Source organism: Paenibacillus sp. J22P165 (assembly GCF_059692015.1).
Genome location: NZ_JCAUAP010000001.1, coordinates 425,224 through 448,117 on the forward strand (window position 1 = coordinate 425,224; position 22,894 = coordinate 448,117).

Below are 22,894 nucleotides of genomic sequence, written 5' to 3' on the forward strand. Positions count from 1 at the left end.
GGGTAATCTAGGGTAGTTGAAGTAGATTGAAAACTGAAAGGAGAGCTAACTATGATCGAAACCAAAAACGCACAACTCGAAGAGCAAATCATCCAAGTGCTGAACGCCAATCAAGTGTGCTCCTTTGCGACAATTGACGGAAACAAGCCAAAGGTGCGCTATATGGCTTTGTTTCATGAAGGATTAGAGATTTATTTAACAACGAGCAAAAAAACAGATAAGGTGGAAGAACTCCAAGAAAATCCGCATGTGCATATTCTTGTGGGCTACGATGGCAAATCAACGCCGCATATTTTGCAAATTCAGGCAACAGCTACGATTTCTTCAGACAATGCGCTTCGGGAGAAGCTATGGAAAGACGAGATGAAACAATGGTTTGATGGACCGCATGATCCTGACTATGTCGTGATGGATGTGTCCCCGTACTATATGGAATATTCGAGTCATGGCTCTGAGCCGCAGATTTGGAAGAAATAACATCGATTCGCAGCCTACTGAACATTTCCCTAAAAAATCCATTGACCACAGGTAAGGTTCAGTGATAAGATTATAAAAATTTACCTATGGATCAATTTAAGGAGAGAATTTGAGCTACGCTCAAAAATCCCTATACTAGGAGGAAGTGTAAAGTGGCTACGTATTATATGGACCCATCGCGTACGTTTAGTGAGTTTCTGTTGATTCCTAACCTGACGAAGAAGGCATGTACACCGGCAAATGTAAAGTTGAAGACCCCGCTAGTTAAGTTTAATAAAGGTGAGGAACCTGCGATCTCACTGAATATCCCGTTTTCTTCTGCTGTCATGCAAGCCGTATCCGATGATGGAATGGCTATTGCATTGGCGCGTAGTGGCGGGATTTCGTTCATTTTTGGCTCTCAGTCCATTGAAGAGCAAGCACAGATGGTGCGTAAGGTAAAAGGGTACAAGGCTGGCTTTGTCTTAAGCCGCTCCAACTTGAAACCTGAGCAGACCCTTAGTGATGTGCTAGCTTTGAAAGAAGACACAGGGCACTCCACCGTTGCGATCACCGATGATGGCACAGCGAACGGACAATTGCTGGGGATCGTAACAGGCCGTGACTACCGCAAGAGCCGTGATCCGTTAGATCGTAAAATTTCGGAGTTTATGACGCCTTTTGAGAAATTAATTTATGGTAAGTCGGGCATTACGCTCTCCGAAGCGAACAATCTGATCTGGGATCATAAGCTGAACTGCTTACCGATCGTGGATGACAATGGGAAGCTTGATACGCTTGTTTTCCGTAAGGATTACGATGAGCACAAAGAAAACCCGATGGAGCTTCTAGATAAGAATAAGAGCTATATTGTTGGCGCTGGGATCAACACGAAGGATTATACGGAGCGAGTTCCTGCGCTAGTTGAAGCGGGCGTAGACATTCTCGTTATCGATTCTTCGGACGGTTACAGCGAATGGCAGCATGAGACGGTGCAGTATGTGAAGAAGAATTTTGATGTGAAAATTGGTGCCGGCAACGTTGTTGATCGCGAAGGCTTCCGTTACTTGGTAGAGTCAGGTGCTGACTTTATTAAAGTGGGGATCGGCGGCGGGTCCATCTGTATTACGCGGGAACAAAAAGGTATTGGCCGCGGCCAAGCTTCCTCTGTGATGGAGGTTGTTGAAGCGAGAGACGAGTACTTCAGAGAAACAGGGATCTATGTTCCGATCTGTTCCGATGGTGGTATCGTACACGACTACCATGTGACTCTTGCTTTGGCGATGGGTGCGGACTTCGTTATGTTGGGTAGATATTTTGCACGTTTCGATGAGAGTCCTACTCGCAAGCTGAAAGTTGGCAACAATTTCGTCAAAGAATATTGGGGCGAAGGGTCCAATCGTGCACGTAACTGGCAGCGTTATGACACTGGCGGCAAGAGCAAGCTTCTATTCGAAGAAGGCGTAGATTCCTACGTTCCTTATGCGGGAAGTCTGCAAGAAAACTTGGACAAGACGCTGGGTAAAATTAAGTCAACAATGTGCAACTGCGGTTCCTTGACGCTGGATGAATTGAAGCAAAATGCAAGAATCGCGCTCGTATCCGCAACATCACTCGTTGAAGGCGGAGCACACGACGTGATCCTGAAAGAAAGCAGCCTTACGGAAGAACACTAACACCGATAAATAAAAGCTCTCTGACAGTGCCCGTCAACCGCGGCTGCTATCAGAGAGCTTTTTTTCATTACTTAGCGAACAATTATTTATTATGGCAAATAACTGCGAATTACCGTCATTTTGCCCTCAAGTGAGTAGCTGCCCAAATCAGCAGGAAGTAAGAAACAGTCGCCTGGCTTCGTCGCGATTTGACCGTCTGCCCATTGCAGCGTTCCGTTACCATCTGCGATCACAAGGATCACGAAGCTTTCAGGCGTCGTTGTGAGTTCCCATTGCGGACCTACCAGACCTTTTTCCACAGTGAAAAAAGGAGATGAAGCGAGCGTCAACCATGTGCCTGCTTCCGTCAAATCTGTCTTCATGCGTGTGGAGCCTGAACCTTCATACGCGATGACATTGAGGGAATCCTCGATGTGAAGTTCACGCATTTTGCCATCCAAGCCTGGACGGTTGTAATCATACAATCGGTACGTTGTATCCGAGTTTTGTTGAATTTCGGCTACTAGCACACCTGCACCTAACGCGTGAACCGTTCCAGCAGGTATGTAGAAGGAATCTCCGGCTTCGACAGGAACTTCTTGCAAGCAATCCATAATGCGGTTCTCCGCAATTGCTTCTGCAAGGCTTTCCCGTGTTACCCCTTCTTTCATGCCATATATAATTTTGGCGCCTGGCTTCGCATCGAGAATGTACCACATTTCTGTTTTGCCAAGTTCACCAGCCGCGAGGTTCTCGTAGTGATCGTTGGGATGAACCTGAACAGACAGATCGTCCTCACAATCTAGCAATTTAATTAAGAGTGGAAAACGTCCGTTTTTCTCAGAAAATCCCTTGGTGCCGAACAATGTTTTGCCGTATTTCTCACGAATTTCGTCCAGACCTAGTCCAGCTAATTCGCCATTGATGACTTTCGTTGTTCCGTTCGGGTGATCGCCGATCATCCAGCCTTCACCGATTGCGCCTTCTGGCAGCTCAAAGCCGAAACGTTCGAGGGTTCTGCCTCCCCAAACACGTTCTTTCATTTCAGGTTGAAATTGTAACGGGTATGATTTCAAAACAATCCCTACTTTCCCCTAGTCTATTCTAGCATTCTGTCATTTATACCACTCTAGCATTATATCATGCGGCTATCTTTTTTCTAGAGCCAAGAGATACGGCGCGGAGGCGCTGCGATTGGCAAATTGATACCGCAGCACTTGAAACGCTGCGAGCGGCAAGTTCTCTGCCCAGCGCTCGACCGCTGCGGCTTCATCGGACCCGCCATCGTGGCCGCTGTACAGCACGATGGTCACGATCCCGCCTTTGCGCAGCAGGCGGAGGGCGGCCTCGAGAGCAGGTATCGTCGATGCCTGCTCAGTGATTATGGCTGTATCGGCTCCCGGCAGGTAGCCGAGATTGAAGGTGACCGCGGCGACCTTGCCGTGGCGGTCTTGCGGCACCGCCGCTTCCATGAGCGCATGGCTGCATAAGCTCATGTGTACTTGGGCGTCTGGCTGCTCCTTCGCCAGACGTTCACCGGTTTGATCCAGCGCGGCCTGCTGGATATCGAAGCCGTAGACGCTGCCGCGAGCGCCTACGAGCTTCGCCATATGCAAGGCATCCACGCCAGTGCCGAGCGTGGCATCTATAACGGTATCACCAGGCTGGACGCGTTGCCCAATTAGCTGGTGTACATAACTCAGAACTGAAACGAATCCCATGTGTAGCATGCCTCCATCAAATAAATAGAGCATCCTAGTTCCCTTACATCAGGACGGGATGCTCTGTTCTGTTCTATCCTATCAAACTTGCTCTGCTTTCCCAGTCCAATACTTCCCTTGCCACGTATTACGTTCCGTGAGCAATTTATCAAAAGCGTTCAACACTTCCCATTTCTTCAAACTCCACATCGGTCCGATTAAGAGATCCCGCGGGGCATCCCCTGTGAGGCGATGAACGATCATTTCAGGTGGCAAAATTTCAAGTGTATCGACAATCAGCTTCACGTATTCATCTTTCTCCAAGAATTGCAGCAAGCCAGCTTCATACTGCTTCACCATAGGGGTTTTGCGCATGAGATGAAGCAAATGGATTTTGATGCCTTGCACATCCATTTGAGCAACCGCTTTGCCAGTATCCAGCATCATGTCATGGGTTTCTCCAGGCAAGCCATAAATAATGTGCGCACACACGCGAATATTATGTTTGCGGAGCTTAGCTACAGCATCTAGATAGCATTGCGTGTCATGAGCCCGATTAATGAGCACGGATGTGGATTCATGAACCGTTTGCAGACCCATCTCTATCCACAAATAGGTGCGTTGATTCAATTCTGCCAAATATTCAATAACATCATCCGGCAGGCAATCCGGCCGCGTTGCAATGGACAAGCCTACGACACCAGGCTGTTTCAAAATCTCTTCATAATACTCTCGCAGCTCTTCAACTGGCGCGTAAGTATTCGTATAGGCTTGAAAATAGCCGATATAGTTGGCTTCCGGCCATTTTTGATGCTGTAAATCGCGGATCTTATTAAATTGTGTAACGAGATCATCGCGGCGGCTTCCTGCGAAATCTCCTGATCCACGTGCACTACAGAAGGTACATCCGCCTGTTGCAATCTTTCCGTCACGGTTCGGGCAGGTGAAGCCCGCATCTAGCATAACTTTGAAAACTTTACCCCCGAAGGCATCGCGCATTTCATAATTCCATGTATGGAAACGTTTATCTCCCCAAAGCTGAGGTGATTCCTGAATTATTGTAGACATAGGACATGTATCCTTTCTTTCTGTTGCTTCTCCATAAACGGCGTTGTCGTTTATTTTGTTTCAACCTATATTGTAGCGAAATTTACACATGAAAGCGACCCCTGCCTTTCCAACAAGTCCCCCTATAAAACAGATCATATGCGAGCATGATAACGGTGCACCACAATTACAAGCTGAGAGGGGAAATTGACTACATGAAAAAGTTTCGCACGATAACTTTGGCGGTAGCATTGACGACAGCTTTAAGTATGGGGGCAGCAAGTGCTCAGGCCAAGAATGTGGATACGGGCAATGCGATCGGAAACGGATCACCAATTGGGACATTGGGGACTACGACATCAACGGGATACACGGGGAGCAATTATGATGCGACTTCACCAGGAATGGGGCTTGGTGGCATCGGCTCTCAGAATTTTAGCGGGAATGGCACGAACGGGGTCTATAATGGGAATTTGACGACCACGAACACCTACAATGGCTATGGAACTGCCGAAAGAGGCACAGGTGTTATGGACCATATGAATGGATATGGAACCAATCCAATCGAAAAAGGAGCTAACGCGGTTGAGCGGGGTGTCGAACGCGGAGCCAATGCGGTTGAGCGAGGTGTGAATCGCAGCACGAATATGGTCGATAGAATGAGTACGAAAAGTATTGCAACAACGCCGCCAAGCACTTATGGAACTAATTCTTATCGCGCTTATGCAACAACAGATAACTCCAATGGAAGTAATTGGGGTTGGTTAGGTCTAGTTGGTCTATTGGGCTTAGCTGGATTACGAAGCAATAATAGTAGAAGAGACGAAAGCTATAAATAAACATTTTGATCTGCTAAACGTGAAGCACCTTCCATTTCGGAGGGTGTTTTCTTTCATTCTTCCATTCATCTACTAGAGGAAAGTTTTGATTTTTTTTATAGAATCGACTATGATTTGTATTCGATAGCATGTACGTGTAGGAGGCAAATGAATAATGCGTTTACGGGGTAGAAAAGGTATCAGAGAAGATATCGAACGTCAAAAAGAACTCGTTGTATTAAATGCCAAAGATTACAAGGGCAAATGGGCCGAGTTATTCGGAAATAATAACCCGATTCATGCCGAGCTTGGTATGGGCAAAGGGCGCTTTATCAGTGAAATGAGTAAAAAGTATCCCAACATTAACTTCATCGGTGTGGATATGTATGACGAATTAATTCGAAAAGCAAGTGAGAAAGCCAAGGTTGCTCACGATATTACAGTGGAAACTGAGGAGGATGCGGTACTAAGCATTCCTAATCTAAGATTGATGCTGTTTAATATCGAGCATATTGAGGAAGCTTTTGCCGAAGGCGAGCTAGAGCGCGTGTATTTGAACTTTAGTGATCCGTGGCCAAAGAAGAAACATGCGCGCAGACGTCTAACGCATCCGGGATTTGTTGCTAAATATCAACAAATTTTGAACGCGAAAGGCGAAATTCATTTGAAAACAGATTCCCAATCCTTATTCGAATTTTCATTGAATTCCTTTGCGGATATGGGTCTAAGAATGCGTAATATTTCGCTGAATCTTCACGTTGATGGGATTCATCCTGATCATGTGATGACGGAGTACGAAACTAAATTCGCAGGCCAAGGCATGAATATTCATCGATGCGAAGTTGTGATTGGACAAGAAGCTTTGTCCACACACCAAGAGCAGTTGAAGCAAGCCGCTGCATCTGCCCTAGCTGCGGAATCGAAAGAATCAGCTGAATAAGCTGAAAAACAGACTAATCCAGGTTGCCAATTAGCAGCCAGGACAGTCTGTTTTTTTTATCCTAAAAGCGCGAGAATGACTTCGGATCCATCCCCAGCAGGCAGGTGACTCTTTTTATGTTGATTGGATAAACGTTTGGCTTGCACATCTGCATAGCGGCTAACCAGCATGGACAACCAATGCGAAATTGTAGCTGCCGACTGGATGGATTCCCCAAAGCCATGTCGGGTGAAATAATGGACGTTTTCTTCTTCTTGGCCTGGTAGCGGATCATAAAATAACATGGGAATCGACTTGGCAAGTCCTTCGGAGCACGTCATCCCTCCTGGCTTCGTAACGAGCAAGTCGGAAACTTCCATTAATTTTCCTATCTCTTGCGTAAATCCGAGCAAGCGGATATGCGGATGTTGATACCGCGGATCAGCGGCTAGTTTTGAAATAGCTTTTTCATTATGCCCTAAGCAGAAAATAAATTGAATTTGTTCTCGCCAGGCTAGCAAATGCTCACTTAATGAATCTCCGCCGATCAAGCCCCAACCACCGCCCATGACCAGTACAGTTGGCAAGGAAGATAGCCCGAACTGTTGTCGAATCAGCGTTCGATCGTGCGCTTCTCGGAAGCTGGGATGCACGGGGATTCCTGTTATTTCGACATGTGCAGCCGCGATGCCATGCACGATGAGCTTATTCTTCACATCCTCGGAAGACACCAAGTATTTATTAACCTCACGGCTGATCCAGGTCCCATGAACATCATAGTCCGTGATGACTGTGCATAGGGGAATGTGTAAGCCTGCTCTTTTTAACCGCGAAACGACGGCACTTGGAAAAGGATGCGTACATACAATGGCTTGTGGCGCCCAGTGACGAATCATAGCTGCCGTTTGCGCATAAAAAATGCGATGAAGCGCAAGCTGAGTCAGCGGATTAAGTGATTTCTGATATTGTGAACGGTATAAGCGACCATATAATTTCGGTTGTTTCGAGATTGTTTTCTTGTAGGCACTGAAAACCCAAGAAGCCAACGTGGGATGGAGGAAGGATCCGAGCTCAACGACACGCGTCTCGATCGTAGAACATCGCTGTTCTAAGCTGCTAGCTAATGCAAATGCGGCTTGTGTATGACCGGCACCAAAACCTTCGGAAAGGATGAGAACTCTTCTTTTTTGCGTGAGCGGTTGTGCCATGAATTACCCCCAGAATGCGACTGTTAGTAGCGATGCCGTCGTTCCTAACAAGCAGCCTACGATACAATCGGATGGATAGTGAAGTCCCAAGTAAATCCGTGAAAGACCAACGAAACCTGCAAGCGGGATTAGGACGAGTCCTAGCATGGGTATGGCATATACGATAGGAACGATAACAGAGAAGATAGCCGTGGTATGTCCAGAGGGAAAGGAATGATCGGTTAGAGGATTTCTATGAGTAATGGCTTGTGGATGAACAAGATAAGGACGTAGTCTAGGGTATTTTTTTTTCATAATCGCAACGGGAATATGACTGACTGTCAAAGCAATCAGTGCTTGAAGACCGGCTATACGCAACGAACCTTGACCAAAACATGCCAAGCAGAGCGAGACCATAATAGCAGCTGTAGCACCGCCTAAATGTGTAATTCTCGTAAAAAAAAGATCGAGGAAATGATGTTGAATTCGTTGGTTAACGAAGTGAAATAGACGTGTTTCATGATGTTGCAGCCAATGGACAACTTTACTATTCATGCGTAACCGCCTCCTTCTCATTTGAAGTTCTCTCTATCTCTATTGTACGAAAGATTTATTCGAGGAAGATTAACGGACTGATAAATATTCCTGCGTGGAATTTAATGTTGCACTAATCTGGCGTTAACATTTCTATGTTAGGATGACAAATAGCTTCGACCCGACTCGGTACAATTTTCTGCAGGATATCTAGTAATTGTTCCCTTCATTTGGGTAGGTTATCCGACTCGAGTTACGCATGATATGTCCTTCTTGTGAACGACGGACTCTTTTGGACTTCGATATACGAATGTTGTTATGGTGAATATTGCTATCCATTAACAGGGTATTTAAGCAAAAGTTGTCAGCGTTCTGTTGATTGACTTATAATAATGACGTTGCCACTTAGAAAAGCTAGTGTTCGTCTAAATGGTGAACTTTTGGTACACAATAAATGAAAAACGATGAAAACAAGACATTTTTGACCTGATTTCAAGAGCATGCTCTATTCCGTGTGTGCAAACCTCCTAAATATCAAAGAACTGACGCTTTTTCGTAGTTTGCAGACTTTGACAAACGGGGGGAAAGAGAGGAAAATCAAAAACGATTGTTTCACGTTTAGATTGTTAACATGAATGACCTGTACATAAAAGCACTAAGCATACAAAAAGATAGCTGACGTGCACAAAAAAAGGGGGACTTTGCTTCATGCTAGACAAGATTATGCTTTCCGTTCAGGTCTTTTTGGCTTTGATCGGTGCGTATCAGTTGTTTTTAACGTTTTTTGGTTGGTATCGTCCCAAAAACAAAAAGATGTTTGCTCCGCAGAAATCGTTTGCTGTATTGGTTGCCGCTCATAATGAGGAACAAGTTGTTGGGGCCTTGATTGAGAATTTGAAGACCTTGGATTACCCGAAAGAGCTATATGACATATTCGTGATTTGTGATAACTGTACAGATAACACGGCTGACATTGCACGCCACCATGGTGTGTATGCGATGGAACGCCACAACCCGAACCTGAGAGGGAAAGGGTATGCGATTGAATGGATGCTCAAAGAGTTATGGAAACGCGAGCGCCAGTATGATGGCATCGTAATGTTCGATGCGGATAACCTAGTTAGCCCGGATTATCTGATTCACATGAATAACGATCTGTGTTCAGGTTCCCGCGTTATCCAAGCTTATCTGGATACGAAGAATCCGAATGACTCATGGATTACCGGATCTTTTGCCATCTCGTACTTCTATGCGAACCGTTTTGTCCAAACACCAAGATCGAACCTGGGACTAGCCAACTATCTTGGCGGTACGGGCATGTGCTTCGACTCTAATCTGTTAAAGCAGATTGGCTGGCGTGCAACAAGCTTGGTCGAAGATCTTGAATTCTCAATGAGATGTATCCAAATGGGGATCAAACCGACATTCAATTACGATACACGCGTTTACGATGAGAAGCCGTTATCTTTTAATGCATCGGCTAAGCAACGTCTGCGTTGGATGCAAGGTCACTTTGAAGTGGCCAAACGCTTCTTCTTCCCATTGCTGTGGCAGGGGATTAAAACGGGAAGCTGGATGAAAATTGACGCGGCGATCTATTCGGCCAACGTATACAATTTCTTCTTTGGTGCTATCCTAACGGTTATGCTGTGGATCCAATCCATGACATCGCATGGAACAGCCGATTCGGCTTTGGTTCATATCAATCCGGTTGTCATTAATTCACTTAGCTTAGCGATCTACGTCTTGCTGCCGATGTCGATGTTGATTGAAAAGGCGCATAAGAAAACCTACAAATATTTGCTGCTATATCCTATTTTCATGTTGTCTTGGTGGCCGATTACGTTCTATGCGTTCTTCACGCAAAACAACAAACAATGGAGCCATACCGAGCATACACGCGTCATTCGTTTGGATGAAATGAAAAGTAAACAAGTGAGTTGACTTTTCTAGAATGAGATGATATTATATTTCGAGTAAAGCAGAAGCGCCCGCTTCTCACCTGACTAACGTACCGTTGGCTGGTTTGAATGAATCATCATGTACATTCAATAGGTTTGTTATAGACCTGTTATTGATGAAGATGTGGGCCCACTGTGCCCGCATCTTTTTTATATTTGGAAGAGAGTTACATACTTTATGGAGGTGGAACACAATTAGCAAAGACCATATGATTAATGACGAGATTCGTGTGAAGGAAGTACGCCTTATTGGGGCGGACGGAGAACAACTTGGTATTACACCAATTCGCGAAGCTCTTCAAATTGCACTTGACGCGAACCTTGATTTAGTAAACGTTGCACCGACGGCGAAGCCGCCTGTCTGCCGCATTATGGATTACGGCAAGTTCCGTTATGAAACGCAAAAGAAAGAAAAAGAAGCTCGTAAGAACCAGAAGATTGTGGATATCAAAGAGATTCGCCTGAGTGCGACGATCGATGAACATGACTTCCAAACGAAGCTTCGCAACGCAGTTAAGTTTCTTGGCGAAGGCGATAAAGTGAAAGCCAGCGTCCGTTTCCGTGGTCGTGAAATTGCGCACTCGGAGATTGGTCGCAAAGTGCTTGAGCGCCTTGCTACAGAAACTGCTGAAATCTCCTCGCAGGAGCGTGCTCCTAAGCTTGAGGGACGAAGCATGATCATGATCTTAACGCCAAAAGCGACAACTTAGGCGAGTATACTAAATTAGGAGGAACAACAACATGCCGAAAATGAAAACACACAGCAGCCTGAAAGGTCGTTTCAAAATCACTGGCACAGGCAAAGTGATGAGATACAAACAAGGTAAGAACCACTTGCTTTCTGGTAAATCATCCAAGCAAAAACGCGTATTGTCCACGAACCCAGTAATGGCTCCTGGCGATGTACGTCGTCTGCAACAACAATTGTCCCTTATCAAAGGTTAATCGTTACTCAGCTTAAACACGGAACATCATTTATATATCCCAGGAGGTAGTTCACAATGGCAAGAGTCAAGGGCGGATTTATTCGCGCTCACCGTCGTAAGAAAATTTTGAAATTAGCAAAAGGTTATTTCGGTTCCAAACACCGTTTATTTAAAACAGCTAAAGAGCAAGTAATGAAGTCATTGGTATATGCATACCGTGACCGTCGTCAAACAAAACGTAACTTCCGTAGACTTTGGATTACTCGTATCAATGCAGGCGCTCGTCAAAACGGCTTGAGCTACAGCAAATTGATGCACGGCCTTAAATTGGCTGGTATCGAAGTTAACCGTAAAATCTTGGCTGACCTAGCTGTGAATGATTCCAAAGCGTTCAACGATTTGGCAACAGCTGCAAAAGCGAAAGTAAACGCGTAAGCGATGCGATACGCCAAAGAGCTTGTCCCCATTAGGGGGCAGGCTCTTTTTTTGCGTCATGCGTCAGATGAGGCTTGTGGGGCTTGGATTTTCCGAAAGAACATCACGATAAACATGAGGGTTGGAATGACAACCTGGAACAGGGGGTAGAGCTTCACACTGATCCTAAGCCCGAGCCATACGTGGATAGTATAGTTGGGTTCAAAGAAGGAGGAGATGAAGATAAGACTGCCCACGATGACAAGCCAGGTGGCTTTCCGAAGTGAGGGGAAAATATGTGCGAAGGCATAAACAGCCCCCCAGAAGAACGTTGTCATTTTGACGAACAAGCCAAGGAAGAGCAGGAGTGTGACGAGTACATCCAGTCGCTCAAAGATATCGCCAACTTCAATGAGCTGTACCGTTTGCAAAAAGGGCAACGTGCTGTTGGCAGCAAGTGTGGTGCCGAGTACCGTGATATTGATGATATTCATCAAAATCAAGAAGAGGGAGACGATGGTGTAAGCCGTAAGACTTAGCTTCTTCACTTTTCCTTGCTCAGGCAGCATGTGCCATACCATGAAGAAGATGATGGTTTGCCCGAAAGGGAAAGAGACCATATCAGGAAAAGCGGCATGAAGGACGGGTTTAAAGCCATTTTCCAGGATGGGCAGTAAGTGATCTAGATGAATTAGATGTGCGATACTGATCAAAAAAATAAGTAAGCCATAGCTGATTGCCAATAAGGGAAGCAGTGCTTCAGTCACGCGAAATAGCGTATCCACGCCCATGAGTATGGCATAAGAAGCTAGTAGCAGAATAATCAACATCGTTATGTATTTAGGTGTTGTGTTCAGCAAGGTTAAGTTCGAGATTTCTCCGAAATCACGGACGTTCCTCATGGATTCATAGGCAAAATATATGGCAAAGGAAATGCCGATGATCGTTCCAGCCAGTTTTCCGAAGCAGAGCCGTAGGAGCCCGATGATGTCTTGATCTGGTGCGCGTCGTTGAATCGTAACAAACATGAGAAGTAAGAGAAACCCAAATAGAGCTGCAGCAAGCATAGCAATCCAGGAGTCTTGTTTGGCGCTGCTGCCTAATGCGAATAGCGGAGTGCTCCCGATTTCGAATAGGATAATCATAACGACGAGTTGATAGTTCGTAATGCGATCTTCGATGCCCTTCGGCCTCCTTTCTCTGCTAATGGCTCACTCACCAGTACCTTTGATCATCTCCGAGAATGATTTGCCACTCATACCGATTCTGGCGATTTTCACGTTGACTTGAGACTCGAATTGCAGGTTGGCAAAATACTCGTCCCAATCAGGTTTAATCTGCTTCCAGAATGTAGGGTCATGCTTATGAATCTTATCGGCGAAGTGAAAAACATCTAGATTCTTCTGAACTGCGCTCTGAAAGGCTTCCGTCATGAGACGAGTGATTTCGGCGCTTACGACCCCTTCGAAAGCTTGTAACTCCTTAGGTTGTGTAAGGTCATTCCTACAGGCATTCTCATTGATGGTGCCCATGGTATCTACGTCGACATGCATAATCAAACGTCCCGTGTTGGAACGTATGTACTTCATTTTAGTTCGGTTACGATCGATTCGAATTGCCGCTTTGATGTCTCTGCTGCCTTTCGTACATCCAAAATATAAGGTTGTTCTTTTGATTGTATTGCGAATCCAGCTGAGGCCATATTCTTCACTAGGTGTAAACCAGCCTGCTAATTTATCTTTTTTGAAAACAGCCATTCGGCCAAGCTTCAACTTGTTTGTGAAGGAGGTTTTTTTTAGTGCAGCAATCGTATTGTTCTCGCCTTCACCAGAAATGGTAATTTCGGGTACGAGTGTATAAGGGGCGTCACTCGCGATAGTCGTCATCATTTGATAGATGGATACCTGCTTGAAATTGGAGCTATTCATATCTTCGTTTCTAATCATGTTTTTGATGGCGGCACCGGGCACTTTTTCTAATGGGACAATTTGTTCCAGAATTTTTCGTCCTTCGCCACTTGTTATCAGTATCCCCACCGTTTCGCGTGAATCTGAATTGCGCAGGTAGACGTCCAGTAGTTGGGAAATGCCTTCCTTCGCAGCCTTTTCTCCGATAACAATCACACGATTGTGAGCAAAAAATAGCGATCTTGGCATTTCTAAGCTGGATTCTTGGACAGCACCACGAATCGAACTACCGCTTGTGGAGAAAACCATGACAGGTGCTTGCTGCCCAGGGCTTCCGCCCGTATTGGGATTAGCGATGGATTGCGGGATGACGACCTGATACGAAATGGTCCAGACTTTTCCGTCCCAATCCACGGCGGTTGCAGAGGTAATAGCAAGTTGGTTCAATTCTTTGCGATCCCAACAACCTGTAAGTAGTAAGCAGCAAGAACTGAGGATCATCAGACACTGCATGCTGCGGTTGCGATACAGCTTCATGGCGATAACCTCCCAGAGAATGTCTTAGTAGCGATCTCTTTTAGGTGGAGAAGGCTTATCGTAGGGCTTATTTCTTGTAGTGTTTGAGCGCGTAAAGGGACGTATTCCAGTTATCCAACGCGGCACGCGAAGTAACGTATCCTTGATGTGGCTAACTGCGAGTGGTGCCACAGGTGTTAAATAAGGGACGCCGAACGAGCGGAGTGAAGCTAGGTGAATCAAGATGGCCATACAGCCTGTCAGGATACCAAATAAGCCAAAGGAGCCAGCTAGCAGCATGAGTCCGAAGCGAATTAATCGGGCAGCAACAGCCATATTGAGTGCAGGCGTTACAAAGTTTGAAATAGCCGTAAAAGAAACGATGATTACCATGGCGGCAGAGACTAATCCAGCTTGTACAGACGCTTGCCCGAGTACGAGTGCGCCTACAATCGAAATGGCTGAGCCAATAACACGCGGCATGCGTACGCCAGCTTCACGAAGTACCTCGAAGGTGACTTCCATGAGCAACGCTTCTAGCAGTGCTGGGAAGGGAACACCTTCACGTTGTGCGGCCAAGGAAATGAGTAAGGTCGTTGGCAGCATTTCCTGATGAAACGTCGTGATGGCGATATAGAGTGCTGGAAGCAGCATGGAGACTAAAAACGAGATATAGCGAACACCACGCACAAACGTTGCAATATCAAAGCGCTGATAATAGTCCTCACTTGATTTCATGAAGCTGAAGAAAGTGACAGGCGCTTGTAAAACAAAAGGTGTCCCATCGACGAGGATGGCGATCTGACCTTCAAGAATGCCGGCGGCAACAGCATCAGGGCGTTCGGAGTTCATAATCGTTGGAAAAGGGGAGTACGTTACATCCTCGATATATTCCTCGATAAAGCCGCTTTCTAGAATACTGTCCGTATCAATTCGCTCTAATCGCGATGTAGCTTCTTTGACTACGCGTTCATCAGCAATGCCTTCTAGGTAAGCGATGATGACTTCGGTTTGCGTATACCGACCGATGCGCAGGGAAATAAAACGAAGATCAGGAGATCTGATTTTTCTCCGTAATAAAGAAGTATTCGTTCGAATGTCCTCCGTAAAGCTTTCTTTGGGACCGCGAACGACGGTTTGTGTTTGTGGTTCTTCAATGGCTCTCGTTTCCCAACCGGAGGTACCAGCGATAATCACTTCGTCATAGCCATCCGCAATCAGGATGGTATGTCCCCCGAGAAGGGCCGCAATGACGTCAGTTCCCTCGTTACTTAAGGAGAGTTCGCTGATCGTGATCGCCTGACACAACAAATCATGGAAGCATAGATCTTGCTGCCAATAGGAGGCATTCTCATGAGCGCTGAGGAGCGGCTTCGTAACGTGTTCATTCAAAATCTCATTCTGCACGAGTCCATCGATGTAAAATAAAGCAACACTATTCGTGTCTGGGTACACGCCGATTTCCAACTGGCGATAGTACACATCTGAGCTTGTACCTAGTTTATCTTTCAGCCATTTGACATTGTCTTGTAACGAAGTAGACATGGGGAAAGGGACTTGCAGAGACGTTTTCATTGTAGGCCTCCTCAGAACTTTCCATAGAATTGGTATTATCTTCTCTCACTTCCCATTGTTTTATTCGATCTACCTATTGACTATTGGCCTTCGGATGCATATAATAATCTTTAATCATATTTGATATGGTGAAGCATACGAATGAATCGCTATGAAGAGGAAGAAGTAATAAGGGCACTTATGCGCAGAGAGCGTTGGACTTGCTGAAACCATCGCCTTAATCCCTTACGTACGAAGTCACCTCGGAGCTGTTTTCCTGAAACCTGCTGAAGGCAAGTATTAGGGAGAATCGGAAGAGCACACGTTATCGTGCTGAGGGTAATGTTCGTTCATGAACATACCTGCTAAGGTTATGTGCTGTGAGGCATATAGCAAATTTGGGTGGTACCACGGAAGCTTAAACCCCTTTCGTCCCGTTGAGCGCGTTTTGTGCGCGCACGGGATGAATAGGGGTTTTTCTTATTTTCATGGCATGGTAGAAGATAACACGAATTGACTTTTCGAGAGGAGGATCACAATGAATGTTCAAACTGAACCAAAACGCTCTAAAGAAGAACTAATTGAGAAGCTTACGCAACCAGACCTGATTACAGGCTCCGAGATTTTGCTAAGAAGCTTATTGCTGGAGGGTGTGGACTGCGTCTTTGGATATCCAGGCGGCGCTGTATTGTACATCTATGATGCGATGCATGGTTTTGATGATTTCAATCACTTGTTAACTAGACATGAGCAAGGCGCTATTCACGCAGCTGACGGCTATGCTCGTTCAACTGGCAAAGTTGGCGTATGTATCGCAACTTCCGGACCGGGGGCTACGAATCTAGTCACAGGTATTGCTACAGCATATATGGATTCTGTTCCTCTAGTTGTTATTACAGGTAACGTTGCAACGAACTTCATCGGTACGGATGCTTTCCAAGAGGCTGACATTACAGGTATTACAATGCCGATTACGAAGCACAGCTACTTGGTAAGAGACGTTAATGACCTGCCGCGTATCATTCACGAAGCATTCCATATTGCGAACTCAGGACGTAAGGGCCCGGTTCTCATTGACATACCAAAGGATGTCTCCGCTCATAAAACGATATTTAAACCCGCAAAGGATGTAAGCATTCGTGGTTACAACCCTACGGTACAACCGAATAAGCTGCAAATTGATAAGCTGATCAAAGCCATCGAAGAGGCTGAACGTCCAGTAATCATTGCAGGGGGCGGCGTTGTTTATGCAGATGCTTCCAAAGAATTGATCGAATTTGTTAATAAAACGCAGATCCCGGTAGCAACGACATTGCTTGGTCTAAGCGGCTTCCCTAGTGCACATGAGCTATGGCTCGGTATGCCAGGGATGCACGGAACGTTTACAGCGAATACTGCGATCCAGAATGCAGATCTATTGATTTCTATCGGTTCCCGATTCGATGATCGCGTGACGATGAATTTGAATGGTTTTGCTCCAAAGGTAAAAGTAATCGCTCATATCGACGTAGATCCAGCTGAAATCGGCAAGAACGTGAAGACGGATATCCCTTGCGTTGGTGATGTGAAGGCCGTTCTGGAGTATGCGAATACGAAAGCAAAACCTGCGAATAACGCAGCATGGATTGCTGAGCTGCAAGAAAGCAAAGAGAAGTTCCCGTTGAAATACGGCGAAACCGAAACTGAGCTTAAACCGCAATACGTTATTGAAATGATCAGCGAAACAACGAAAGGTGAAGCGATCATTACAACTGACGTTGGTCAGCATCAAATGTGGGCCGCGCAGTTCTATAAATTCAAAAACCCTCGCTCCCTGGTAACCTCTGGTGGACTTGGAACAATGGGCTTCGGATTCCCATCGGCGATCGGCGCTCAAATGGGGAACCCAGATAAACTAGTTGTTTCCATTAATGGCGACGGCGGTGTTCAGATGTGTGCGCAAGAGCTTGCGATCTGTGCGATCAACAACATTCCAGTTAAAGTTGTTATTATCAACAACCAAGTGCTTGGAATGGTTCGCCAATGGCAAGAGATTATTTATGACAATCGCTATAGTCACATTGACTTGGCAGGAAGCCCTGATTTCGTTAAGCTTGCAGAAGCTTACGGCGTAAAAGGCTTGCGCGCAACGACGAAGGAAGAAGCAAGAAGAGTATGGCAGGAAGCCCTCGATACACCGGGGCCTGTCGTTATTGATTTCGTCGTACCGAAGGGCGAGAACGTGTTCCCAATGGTTAAAGCGGGCGATACAATTAGTGACATGTTAATGGGGGATTCGGAATGACAACTAAACATACAGTTTCCGTACTCGTAAACAATCAGCCTGGTGTCCTGCAACGTGTATCTGGTTTGTTCGGACGCCGCGGCTTTAACATTGAAAGCATCACCGTAGGGGAGTCCGAAGAAAACGGACTTTCCCGGATGGTTATCGTAACCACAGGTGATGACAACACGTTGGAGCAAATCTCCAAGCAATTGTACAAGTTGATTGACGTTATCAAGGTTGTGGATTTGAGCTCCAACCCTATGGTAGCTAGAGAACTCGCACTTATTAAAGTAAATGCTGAACCTATTATGCGTCCTGAAATTCTAGGCATTGTTGAAACGTTCCGCGCAGCGGTTGTTGATATTGGTCCAGCTTCATTAATCGTGCAAGTTGTCGGAGATTCAGATAAAATAGATGCTATGGTCGAATTGCTTCGTCCTTATGGCATTCGTGAGCTTTCCCGTACGGGCGTTACTGCGATGATTCGCGGTTCGGTTAAATAAAAGAAACACCCATTTTTAGAAGAGAAGTAAGCTCTCTTTGAGTGGGGGTTTCAGCGAGGTACCACGGTAAATCGTTGAAACACCCACTCAAGGGGTAGACAAAACGGATTCATTATATCAAAGGAGGATTTATTCGAATGGCAGTTACTACTTACTATGAAAAAGATGCAGACTTAGCGGTACTTAAAGGTAAAACGATTGCGGTTGTTGGTTATGGTTCCCAAGGGCACGCACAAGCACAAAACTTGCGTGACAGTGGTTTGAACGTTATTATCGGTCTTCGTGAAGGCCGTTCATGGAACGCAGCTAAAAACGATGGTTTCGAAGTTGTATCTGTAGAAGAAGCAGCACGTCGCGCTGATGTTATCCAAATTTTGATGCCGGATGAAACGCAAGCTCGCGTATACAAAGAGTCCATTCAACCGAACATGAAAAAAGGCGCAGCTATCATGTTCTCCCACGGATTTAACATCCATTTCGGACAAATCGTTGCTCCTGAAGGTACAGATGTATTCTTGGTAGCTCCTAAATCCCCTGGTCACATGGTACGTCGTACGTACGTTGAAGGCTTTGGTGTACCTGGCTTGATCGCAATCGAAAAAGATGCGACTGGTAATGCAAAAGCAATCGGTCTTGCTTATGCAAAAGGTATCGGCTGTACACGTGCAGGCGTTATCGAAACTTCTTTCCGTGAAGAAACAGAAACTGATTTGTTCGGTGAGCAAGCAGTTCTTTGTGGCGGTGCTTCCGAGCTAGTTAAAGCTGGTTTCGAAACATTGGTTGAAGCGGGATATGCTCCAGAAATGGCTTACTTCGAGTGTTTGCACGAATTGAAATTGATCGTTGATATGATGTACGAAGGTGGACTTGCTTCCATGCGTAGTTCCATCTCCAACACAGCTGAGTACGGTGACTATGTAACTGGTCCACGTATCATCACAGCTGAAACGAAAAAAGCGATGAAAGAAGTTCTTTCCGACATCCAACAAGGTAAATTCGCTCGCGATTTCATCTTGGAAAACCAATCCAACTTTGCTTTCATGAACGCTACGCGTCGTAACGAAGCTCAACACCCTATCGAGGTTGTTGGTTCCCAATTGCGCGAAATGATGCACTGGATCAAAAAATAATTGTAGGCATTATTAAAATCTTATAGCTGTACATTCCACAGGGAGTGATTGAGGAGAATTTCCCAATTGCTCCCTGTGAATACTATAACGACTTAGAAAAAAATAGCTATGCAAATACTTACGAAGTAAGTTTTCTATCGAAAACTTTTAGGAGGTGACATGGTGCGTAAAATTTATATTTTTGATACAACCCTTCGTGATGGAGAGCAATCACCAGGTGTGAACTTGAATACACAGGAGAAGGTTGAGATCGCCTTGCAGCTGGAGAAGCTGGGTGTGGATCGTATGGAGGCTGGTTTTCCTGCGGCATCCCCAGGGGACTTGGCTGGTGTGAATGCGGTCGCTAGAGCGATTAAGAACGCTTCGGTTATCGGCTTGTCCCGTGCGAGAGAGAATGATATTGAGGCTGTGCGTGAAGCCCTTCAAGGTGCACAAGATCCTTGCATTCATCTATTCCTTGCTACGTCTCCGATTCACCGTCAGCATAAGCTGCGGATGGAGAAGCACCAAGTGTTGGAAACGGCTGAAGCTGCGATTAAATATGCGAAGAAGTATTTCAGCAAAATCGAGTTTTCACTCGAGGATGCTGGACGTACGGAGCTGGAATTCATCGCTGAGGTGACCAGCATGGCGATTCGTGCTGGCGCATCTGTCGTGAATATTCCAGATACGGTCGGCTATATGACACCGTATGATTACGGGAATATTTTTAAAATGCTGAAAGAGACTGTCCCAGGCATTGAGAAAATTCAGTTGAGCGCGCATTGCCATGACGATCTAGGCATGGCGACTGCGAACGCGCTAGCTGCTGTTCTGAACGGTGCCGATCAAATCGAAGGCACGATCAATGGAATTGGCGAGCGAGCAGGGAACACCTCGATCGAGGAAGTTGTCATGGCGCTGGAAACACGCCAAGACTTCTACCAAGCGAAGACTTCGCTTGTGCTGAACGAGATCTACCGCACCAGCCGACTAGTCAGTAAGCTGACTGGCATGGTGGTTCCAGGCAACAAGGCGATTGTTGGCGCTAACGCTTTCGCGCATGAGTCTGGCATCCATCAGGATGGTATGCTCAAAGAGAAAACAACGTACGAGATTATGTCTCCTGAAACGATCGGCGTGAAGGAAAGTAAGCTTGTTATGGGTAAACACTCCGGACGCCATGCGTTCCGTGAGAAGCTCATTGATCTTGGCTATGAGCTTGGTGACGAGCAAGTCAACGTGGCTTTCGCCAAGTTCAAGGATTTGGCAGATCGCAAGAAGCAAGTCGAAGACGAGGATATTCGTGCATTGATCGAAGAAAAATTGATCGAGACACCGGAAATTTTCGCGCTTGGCACGCTTCAAGTTGCCTATGGCAATCAAATGACACCAACCGCAACGGTTCATGTTCGCTTCCAAGATGGCAGCGAAGTGGCTGAAAGCGCGGTAGGCAATGGTTCCGTTGATGCGATTTACAACGCGATTGATAAAGCGACGAAGGAAAATGTTGAGCTTGATGACTATTCCATCAAATCCGTTTCCCACGGAAAAGATGCGCTTGGTGAAGTTCACGTTGTATTAAAGCAAGATTCCGTGTCTGTTCAAGGGCGTGGGATTTCAACCGATATTCTGGAAGCAAGCGCGAAGGCTTACCTGGACGCTGTCAACAGACTAATCGATAAGCGCAAAAACCCAACAAGTAATAGAAGCAACGTAACGTTAATATAAGCTCTTAGCTATTATGGCAACCCGGATTAGCACCTCACCTCCATATATCGAGGAGGGGTGCTTTCTACAAATGCGAAAGGATGCGTCCCTGTATGAAATATCGATTTTCTAAATCGTTGGAAGGCTTCTCTTCGTCAGCAGTAAGAGAAATTCTTAAGTTGACTCAAGGGAGCTCGATTATTTCCTTTGCTGGCGGATTGCCTGCTGAAGAGTTTTTTCCATTAGACGCGGTTAGCGAAGCGTTCACAAGAGTTATTGGCGGCGGGAAGTCTGCGTTGCAATACGGGTTAACAGAAGGTTACAAGCCTTTGCGCGAATCCTTATGTAAACGAATGGCAGCGAAGAACATGCTGGTTACCCCAGACGAGATGCTGTTGACGACAGGGTCGCAGCAAGCGATTGACCTTTTGACACGTGTATATATTGATGAAGGCGATGTTATTCTTGTTGAACGTCCGACCTATTTGGCTGCAATCCAAGTGTATCAGGCCAAAGGTGCCAAAATTGTTTCTGTCGATAGTGACAATGACGGCATGATTCTCGAGGATTTGGCTGCTAAAATTGCACAGTATAATCCGAAAATGGTCTACGTCATTCCAACCTTTTCGAACCCTGCGGGTCGTGCATGGAGCTTGGAACGCCGTCAAGGTTTGCTGGATATTTGCCGCGGCGCTGATGTGCTGATCCTGGAAGATGACCCGTATGGGGAAATCCAGTTTGACGAGAGCGAAAGCTACCCGACTGTCTACTCCCTAGGTGGCAAAGCAGAAGGCGGGAATGTTGTTTACACGAGCACATTCTCCAAAACCGTCGCACCTGCTTTCCGTACAGGTTGGATCATGGGTGACGAGTCGCTCATTCGTCAAGTTGCTCGTTTCAAGCAATCCGCGGATCTGCACTCCAGTACGATTGATCAGCAAACGTTGTATCATTTGCTTGAGCATTTTGATCTGGACGCGCATATTTCCTTGATTCGTGAACAGTATCTGGATCGGATGAAGTTCATGTCAGGACTGCTCACAGAGTTGAACTGGCCGGGTCTGAAATGGGAAGAGCCAAAGGGCGGCATGTTCATTTGGGTCGAGCTTCCTGAGCAAATTAACGCAGCCGATCTGTTGAAAATCGCGGTCAAAGAAGGCGTTGCTTTTGTTCCCGGTGCTACGTTCTACGCGGAGAATCCGCAGTACAACACGATGCGCCTGAATTACACACACACGGATAAAGAAACGACCGTTCTGGGCATGAAAAAGCTCGCAAAAGCAATGGAATCCTATTTGCAAAATGCATAAGAGAAGAAGCACCCAAGGCCGTTGGCTTTGGGTGTTTTTTTTGTGAGGCGCGCCGGCTGCGTCGGTCGAGAGCGAGAGGAATAGCGCCCTTTTTGGGCGCTATTGAAGTGCTTGCGGCGCACGTGGGCGCAACTATCGTCGCAAGCCATAGGGCATTATCGTCAAGTGAATAACTGGATATTCTGTAGTTAATTCAAGTGAAATTACGGGATTTCGCAAATTAACTGGATTTCCTCCCGATATTTCAAGCCAATTTCGCCAAACAGGACATTTCGGACAAAATTAGATGTAGTATATCCAGTTAAACTCCCCAAAGGCTAGTTTTACCCAGAAATAGATGTAGGAAATCCAGTTAATCCGCAAAAGCTGCCCAACACGAGAACGCAAAAGGATTCAGCCAGC

General features: G+C 46.0%; 21 protein-coding genes and 1 other annotated feature. Of the genes, 13 read left to right on the forward strand and 8 right to left on the reverse strand.

Features of this window, described 5'->3' with window-relative positions:
- Positions 1–51: 51 nt before the first annotated feature.
- Together AC58QM_RS01915 and AC58QM_RS01920 are read left to right on the forward strand one after the other, a co-directional pair.
- Positions 52–477 carry a pyridoxamine 5'-phosphate oxidase family protein gene (locus tag AC58QM_RS01915; protein ID WP_497280911.1) on the forward strand — a complete coding sequence of 142 codons (426 nt, stop codon included), beginning with the start codon at positions 52–54 and terminating at the stop codon, positions 475–477.
- A gap of 152 nt (positions 478–629) precedes the next feature.
- Positions 630–2,132: an IMP dehydrogenase gene (locus AC58QM_RS01920; protein WP_497280913.1), complete on the forward strand. Its 1,503-nt coding sequence runs from the start codon at positions 630–632 to the stop codon at positions 2,130–2,132.
- 89 nt (positions 2,133–2,221) lie between these two features.
- Here AC58QM_RS01920 and AC58QM_RS01925 read toward each other — a convergent pair whose 3' ends face one another.
- From AC58QM_RS01925 to mnmL, 3 genes are all read right to left on the reverse strand, one after another.
- The gene (locus tag AC58QM_RS01925; RefSeq protein WP_310501254.1) at positions 2,222–3,187 is read right to left on the reverse strand and encodes a type I phosphomannose isomerase catalytic subunit; all 966 of its coding nucleotides are present in this window, start codon (positions 3,185–3,187) and stop codon (positions 2,222–2,224) included.
- A 72-nt stretch (positions 3,188–3,259) separates the two neighbouring features.
- Entirely contained in the window at positions 3,260–3,832 is a 573-nt protein-coding gene (mnmM, locus tag AC58QM_RS01930; RefSeq protein ID WP_497280915.1) for a tRNA 5-(aminomethyl)-2-thiouridylate-methyltransferase MnmM, read from the reverse strand.
- 81 nt (positions 3,833–3,913) lie between these two features.
- Positions 3,914–4,879, reverse strand: a complete 966-nt coding sequence (mnmL, locus tag AC58QM_RS01935) for a tRNA modification radical SAM protein MnmL/YtqA (RefSeq protein WP_497280917.1) — start codon at positions 4,877–4,879, stop codon at positions 3,914–3,916.
- A 194-nt stretch (positions 4,880–5,073) separates the two neighbouring features.
- On the opposite strand from mnmL, the gene AC58QM_RS01940 reads away from it, so the two are divergent.
- Positions 5,074–5,697 carry a WGxxGxxG family protein gene (locus AC58QM_RS01940; protein ID WP_497280919.1) on the forward strand — a complete coding sequence of 208 codons (624 nt, stop codon included), beginning with the start codon at positions 5,074–5,076 and terminating at the stop codon, positions 5,695–5,697.
- A gap of 154 nt (positions 5,698–5,851) precedes the next feature.
- Entirely contained in the window at positions 5,852–6,616 is a 765-nt protein-coding gene (trmB, locus tag AC58QM_RS01945; protein WP_497280921.1) for a tRNA (guanosine(46)-N7)-methyltransferase TrmB, read from the forward strand.
- Positions 6,617–6,672: 56 nt separating this feature from the next.
- Here the strand turns inward: trmB and AC58QM_RS01950 are convergent, their stop codons facing one another.
- Complete coding sequence (locus tag AC58QM_RS01950; RefSeq protein ID WP_497280923.1) at positions 6,673–7,803, reverse strand: MGDG synthase family glycosyltransferase; 1,131 nt, start codon at positions 7,801–7,803, stop codon at positions 6,673–6,675.
- 3 nt (positions 7,804–7,806) lie between these two features.
- Positions 7,807–8,337: a phosphatase PAP2 family protein gene (locus AC58QM_RS01955; RefSeq protein WP_497280924.1), complete on the reverse strand. Its 531-nt coding sequence runs from the start codon at positions 8,335–8,337 to the stop codon at positions 7,807–7,809.
- 687 nt (positions 8,338–9,024) lie between these two features.
- Here AC58QM_RS01955 and AC58QM_RS01960 point away from each other — a divergent pair.
- The 4 genes from AC58QM_RS01960 (at position 9,025) to rplT (ending at position 11,638) form a co-directional block, all read left to right on the forward strand.
- The gene (locus tag AC58QM_RS01960) at positions 9,025–10,260 is read left to right on the forward strand and encodes a glycosyltransferase family 2 protein (RefSeq protein WP_497280925.1); all 1,236 of its coding nucleotides are present in this window, start codon (positions 9,025–9,027) and stop codon (positions 10,258–10,260) included.
- A gap of 29 nt (positions 10,261–10,289) precedes the next feature.
- Positions 10,290–10,434, forward strand: a sequence feature (ribosomal protein L20 leader region).
- 52 nt (positions 10,435–10,486) lie between these two features.
- Positions 10,487–10,987, forward strand: coding sequence for a translation initiation factor IF-3 (gene infC, locus AC58QM_RS01965; protein ID WP_056609101.1), 501 nt, complete (start codon positions 10,487–10,489; stop codon positions 10,985–10,987).
- 31 nt (positions 10,988–11,018) lie between these two features.
- The gene (rpmI, locus tag AC58QM_RS01970; protein WP_068666422.1) at positions 11,019–11,222 is read left to right on the forward strand and encodes a 50S ribosomal protein L35; all 204 of its coding nucleotides are present in this window, start codon (positions 11,019–11,021) and stop codon (positions 11,220–11,222) included.
- A gap of 56 nt (positions 11,223–11,278) precedes the next feature.
- Entirely contained in the window at positions 11,279–11,638 is a 360-nt protein-coding gene (gene rplT / locus AC58QM_RS01975) for a 50S ribosomal protein L20 (protein WP_028553998.1), read from the forward strand.
- 56 nt (positions 11,639–11,694) lie between these two features.
- On the opposite strand, the gene AC58QM_RS01980 is transcribed toward rplT, so the two are convergent.
- The 3 genes from AC58QM_RS01980 to AC58QM_RS01990 are packed head-to-tail and all read right to left on the reverse strand — an operon-like array spanning position 11,695 to position 15,615.
- Complete coding sequence (locus AC58QM_RS01980; protein ID WP_497281563.1) at positions 11,695–12,825, reverse strand: GerAB/ArcD/ProY family transporter; 1,131 nt, start codon at positions 12,823–12,825, stop codon at positions 11,695–11,697.
- Positions 12,826–12,828: 3 nt separating this feature from the next.
- Positions 12,829–14,061, reverse strand: a complete 1,233-nt coding sequence (locus AC58QM_RS01985; RefSeq protein WP_497280927.1) for a Ger(x)C family spore germination protein — start codon at positions 14,059–14,061, stop codon at positions 12,829–12,831.
- Between the two features lie 24 nt (positions 14,062–14,085).
- A complete protein-coding gene (locus AC58QM_RS01990; protein WP_497280929.1) occupies positions 14,086–15,615 on the reverse strand; it encodes a spore germination protein in 1,530 nt (509 codons plus the stop codon).
- Between the two features lie 517 nt (positions 15,616–16,132).
- Between AC58QM_RS01990 and ilvB the strand changes: the two genes are divergently transcribed.
- From ilvB to AC58QM_RS02015, 5 genes are all read left to right on the forward strand, one after another.
- Complete coding sequence (gene ilvB, locus AC58QM_RS01995) at positions 16,133–17,878, forward strand: biosynthetic-type acetolactate synthase large subunit (protein WP_497280931.1); 1,746 nt, start codon at positions 16,133–16,135, stop codon at positions 17,876–17,878.
- On the forward strand, positions 17,875–18,363 hold the full coding sequence (ilvN, locus tag AC58QM_RS02000) for an acetolactate synthase small subunit (RefSeq protein WP_056609108.1): 489 nt from the start codon (positions 17,875–17,877) through the stop codon (positions 18,361–18,363). The genes ilvB and ilvN overlap by 4 nt, the downstream gene beginning before the upstream one ends.
- 137 nt (positions 18,364–18,500) lie before the next feature.
- Positions 18,501–19,493: a ketol-acid reductoisomerase gene (ilvC, locus tag AC58QM_RS02005; RefSeq protein WP_028554004.1), complete on the forward strand. Its 993-nt coding sequence runs from the start codon at positions 18,501–18,503 to the stop codon at positions 19,491–19,493.
- Between the two features lie 162 nt (positions 19,494–19,655).
- Positions 19,656–21,203, forward strand: coding sequence for a 2-isopropylmalate synthase (locus AC58QM_RS02010; protein ID WP_497281564.1), 1,548 nt, complete (start codon positions 19,656–19,658; stop codon positions 21,201–21,203).
- 92 nt (positions 21,204–21,295) lie between these two features.
- Entirely contained in the window at positions 21,296–22,492 is a 1,197-nt protein-coding gene (locus tag AC58QM_RS02015) for an aminotransferase-like domain-containing protein (RefSeq protein ID WP_497280933.1), read from the forward strand.
- Positions 22,493–22,894: the final 402 nt, after the last annotated feature.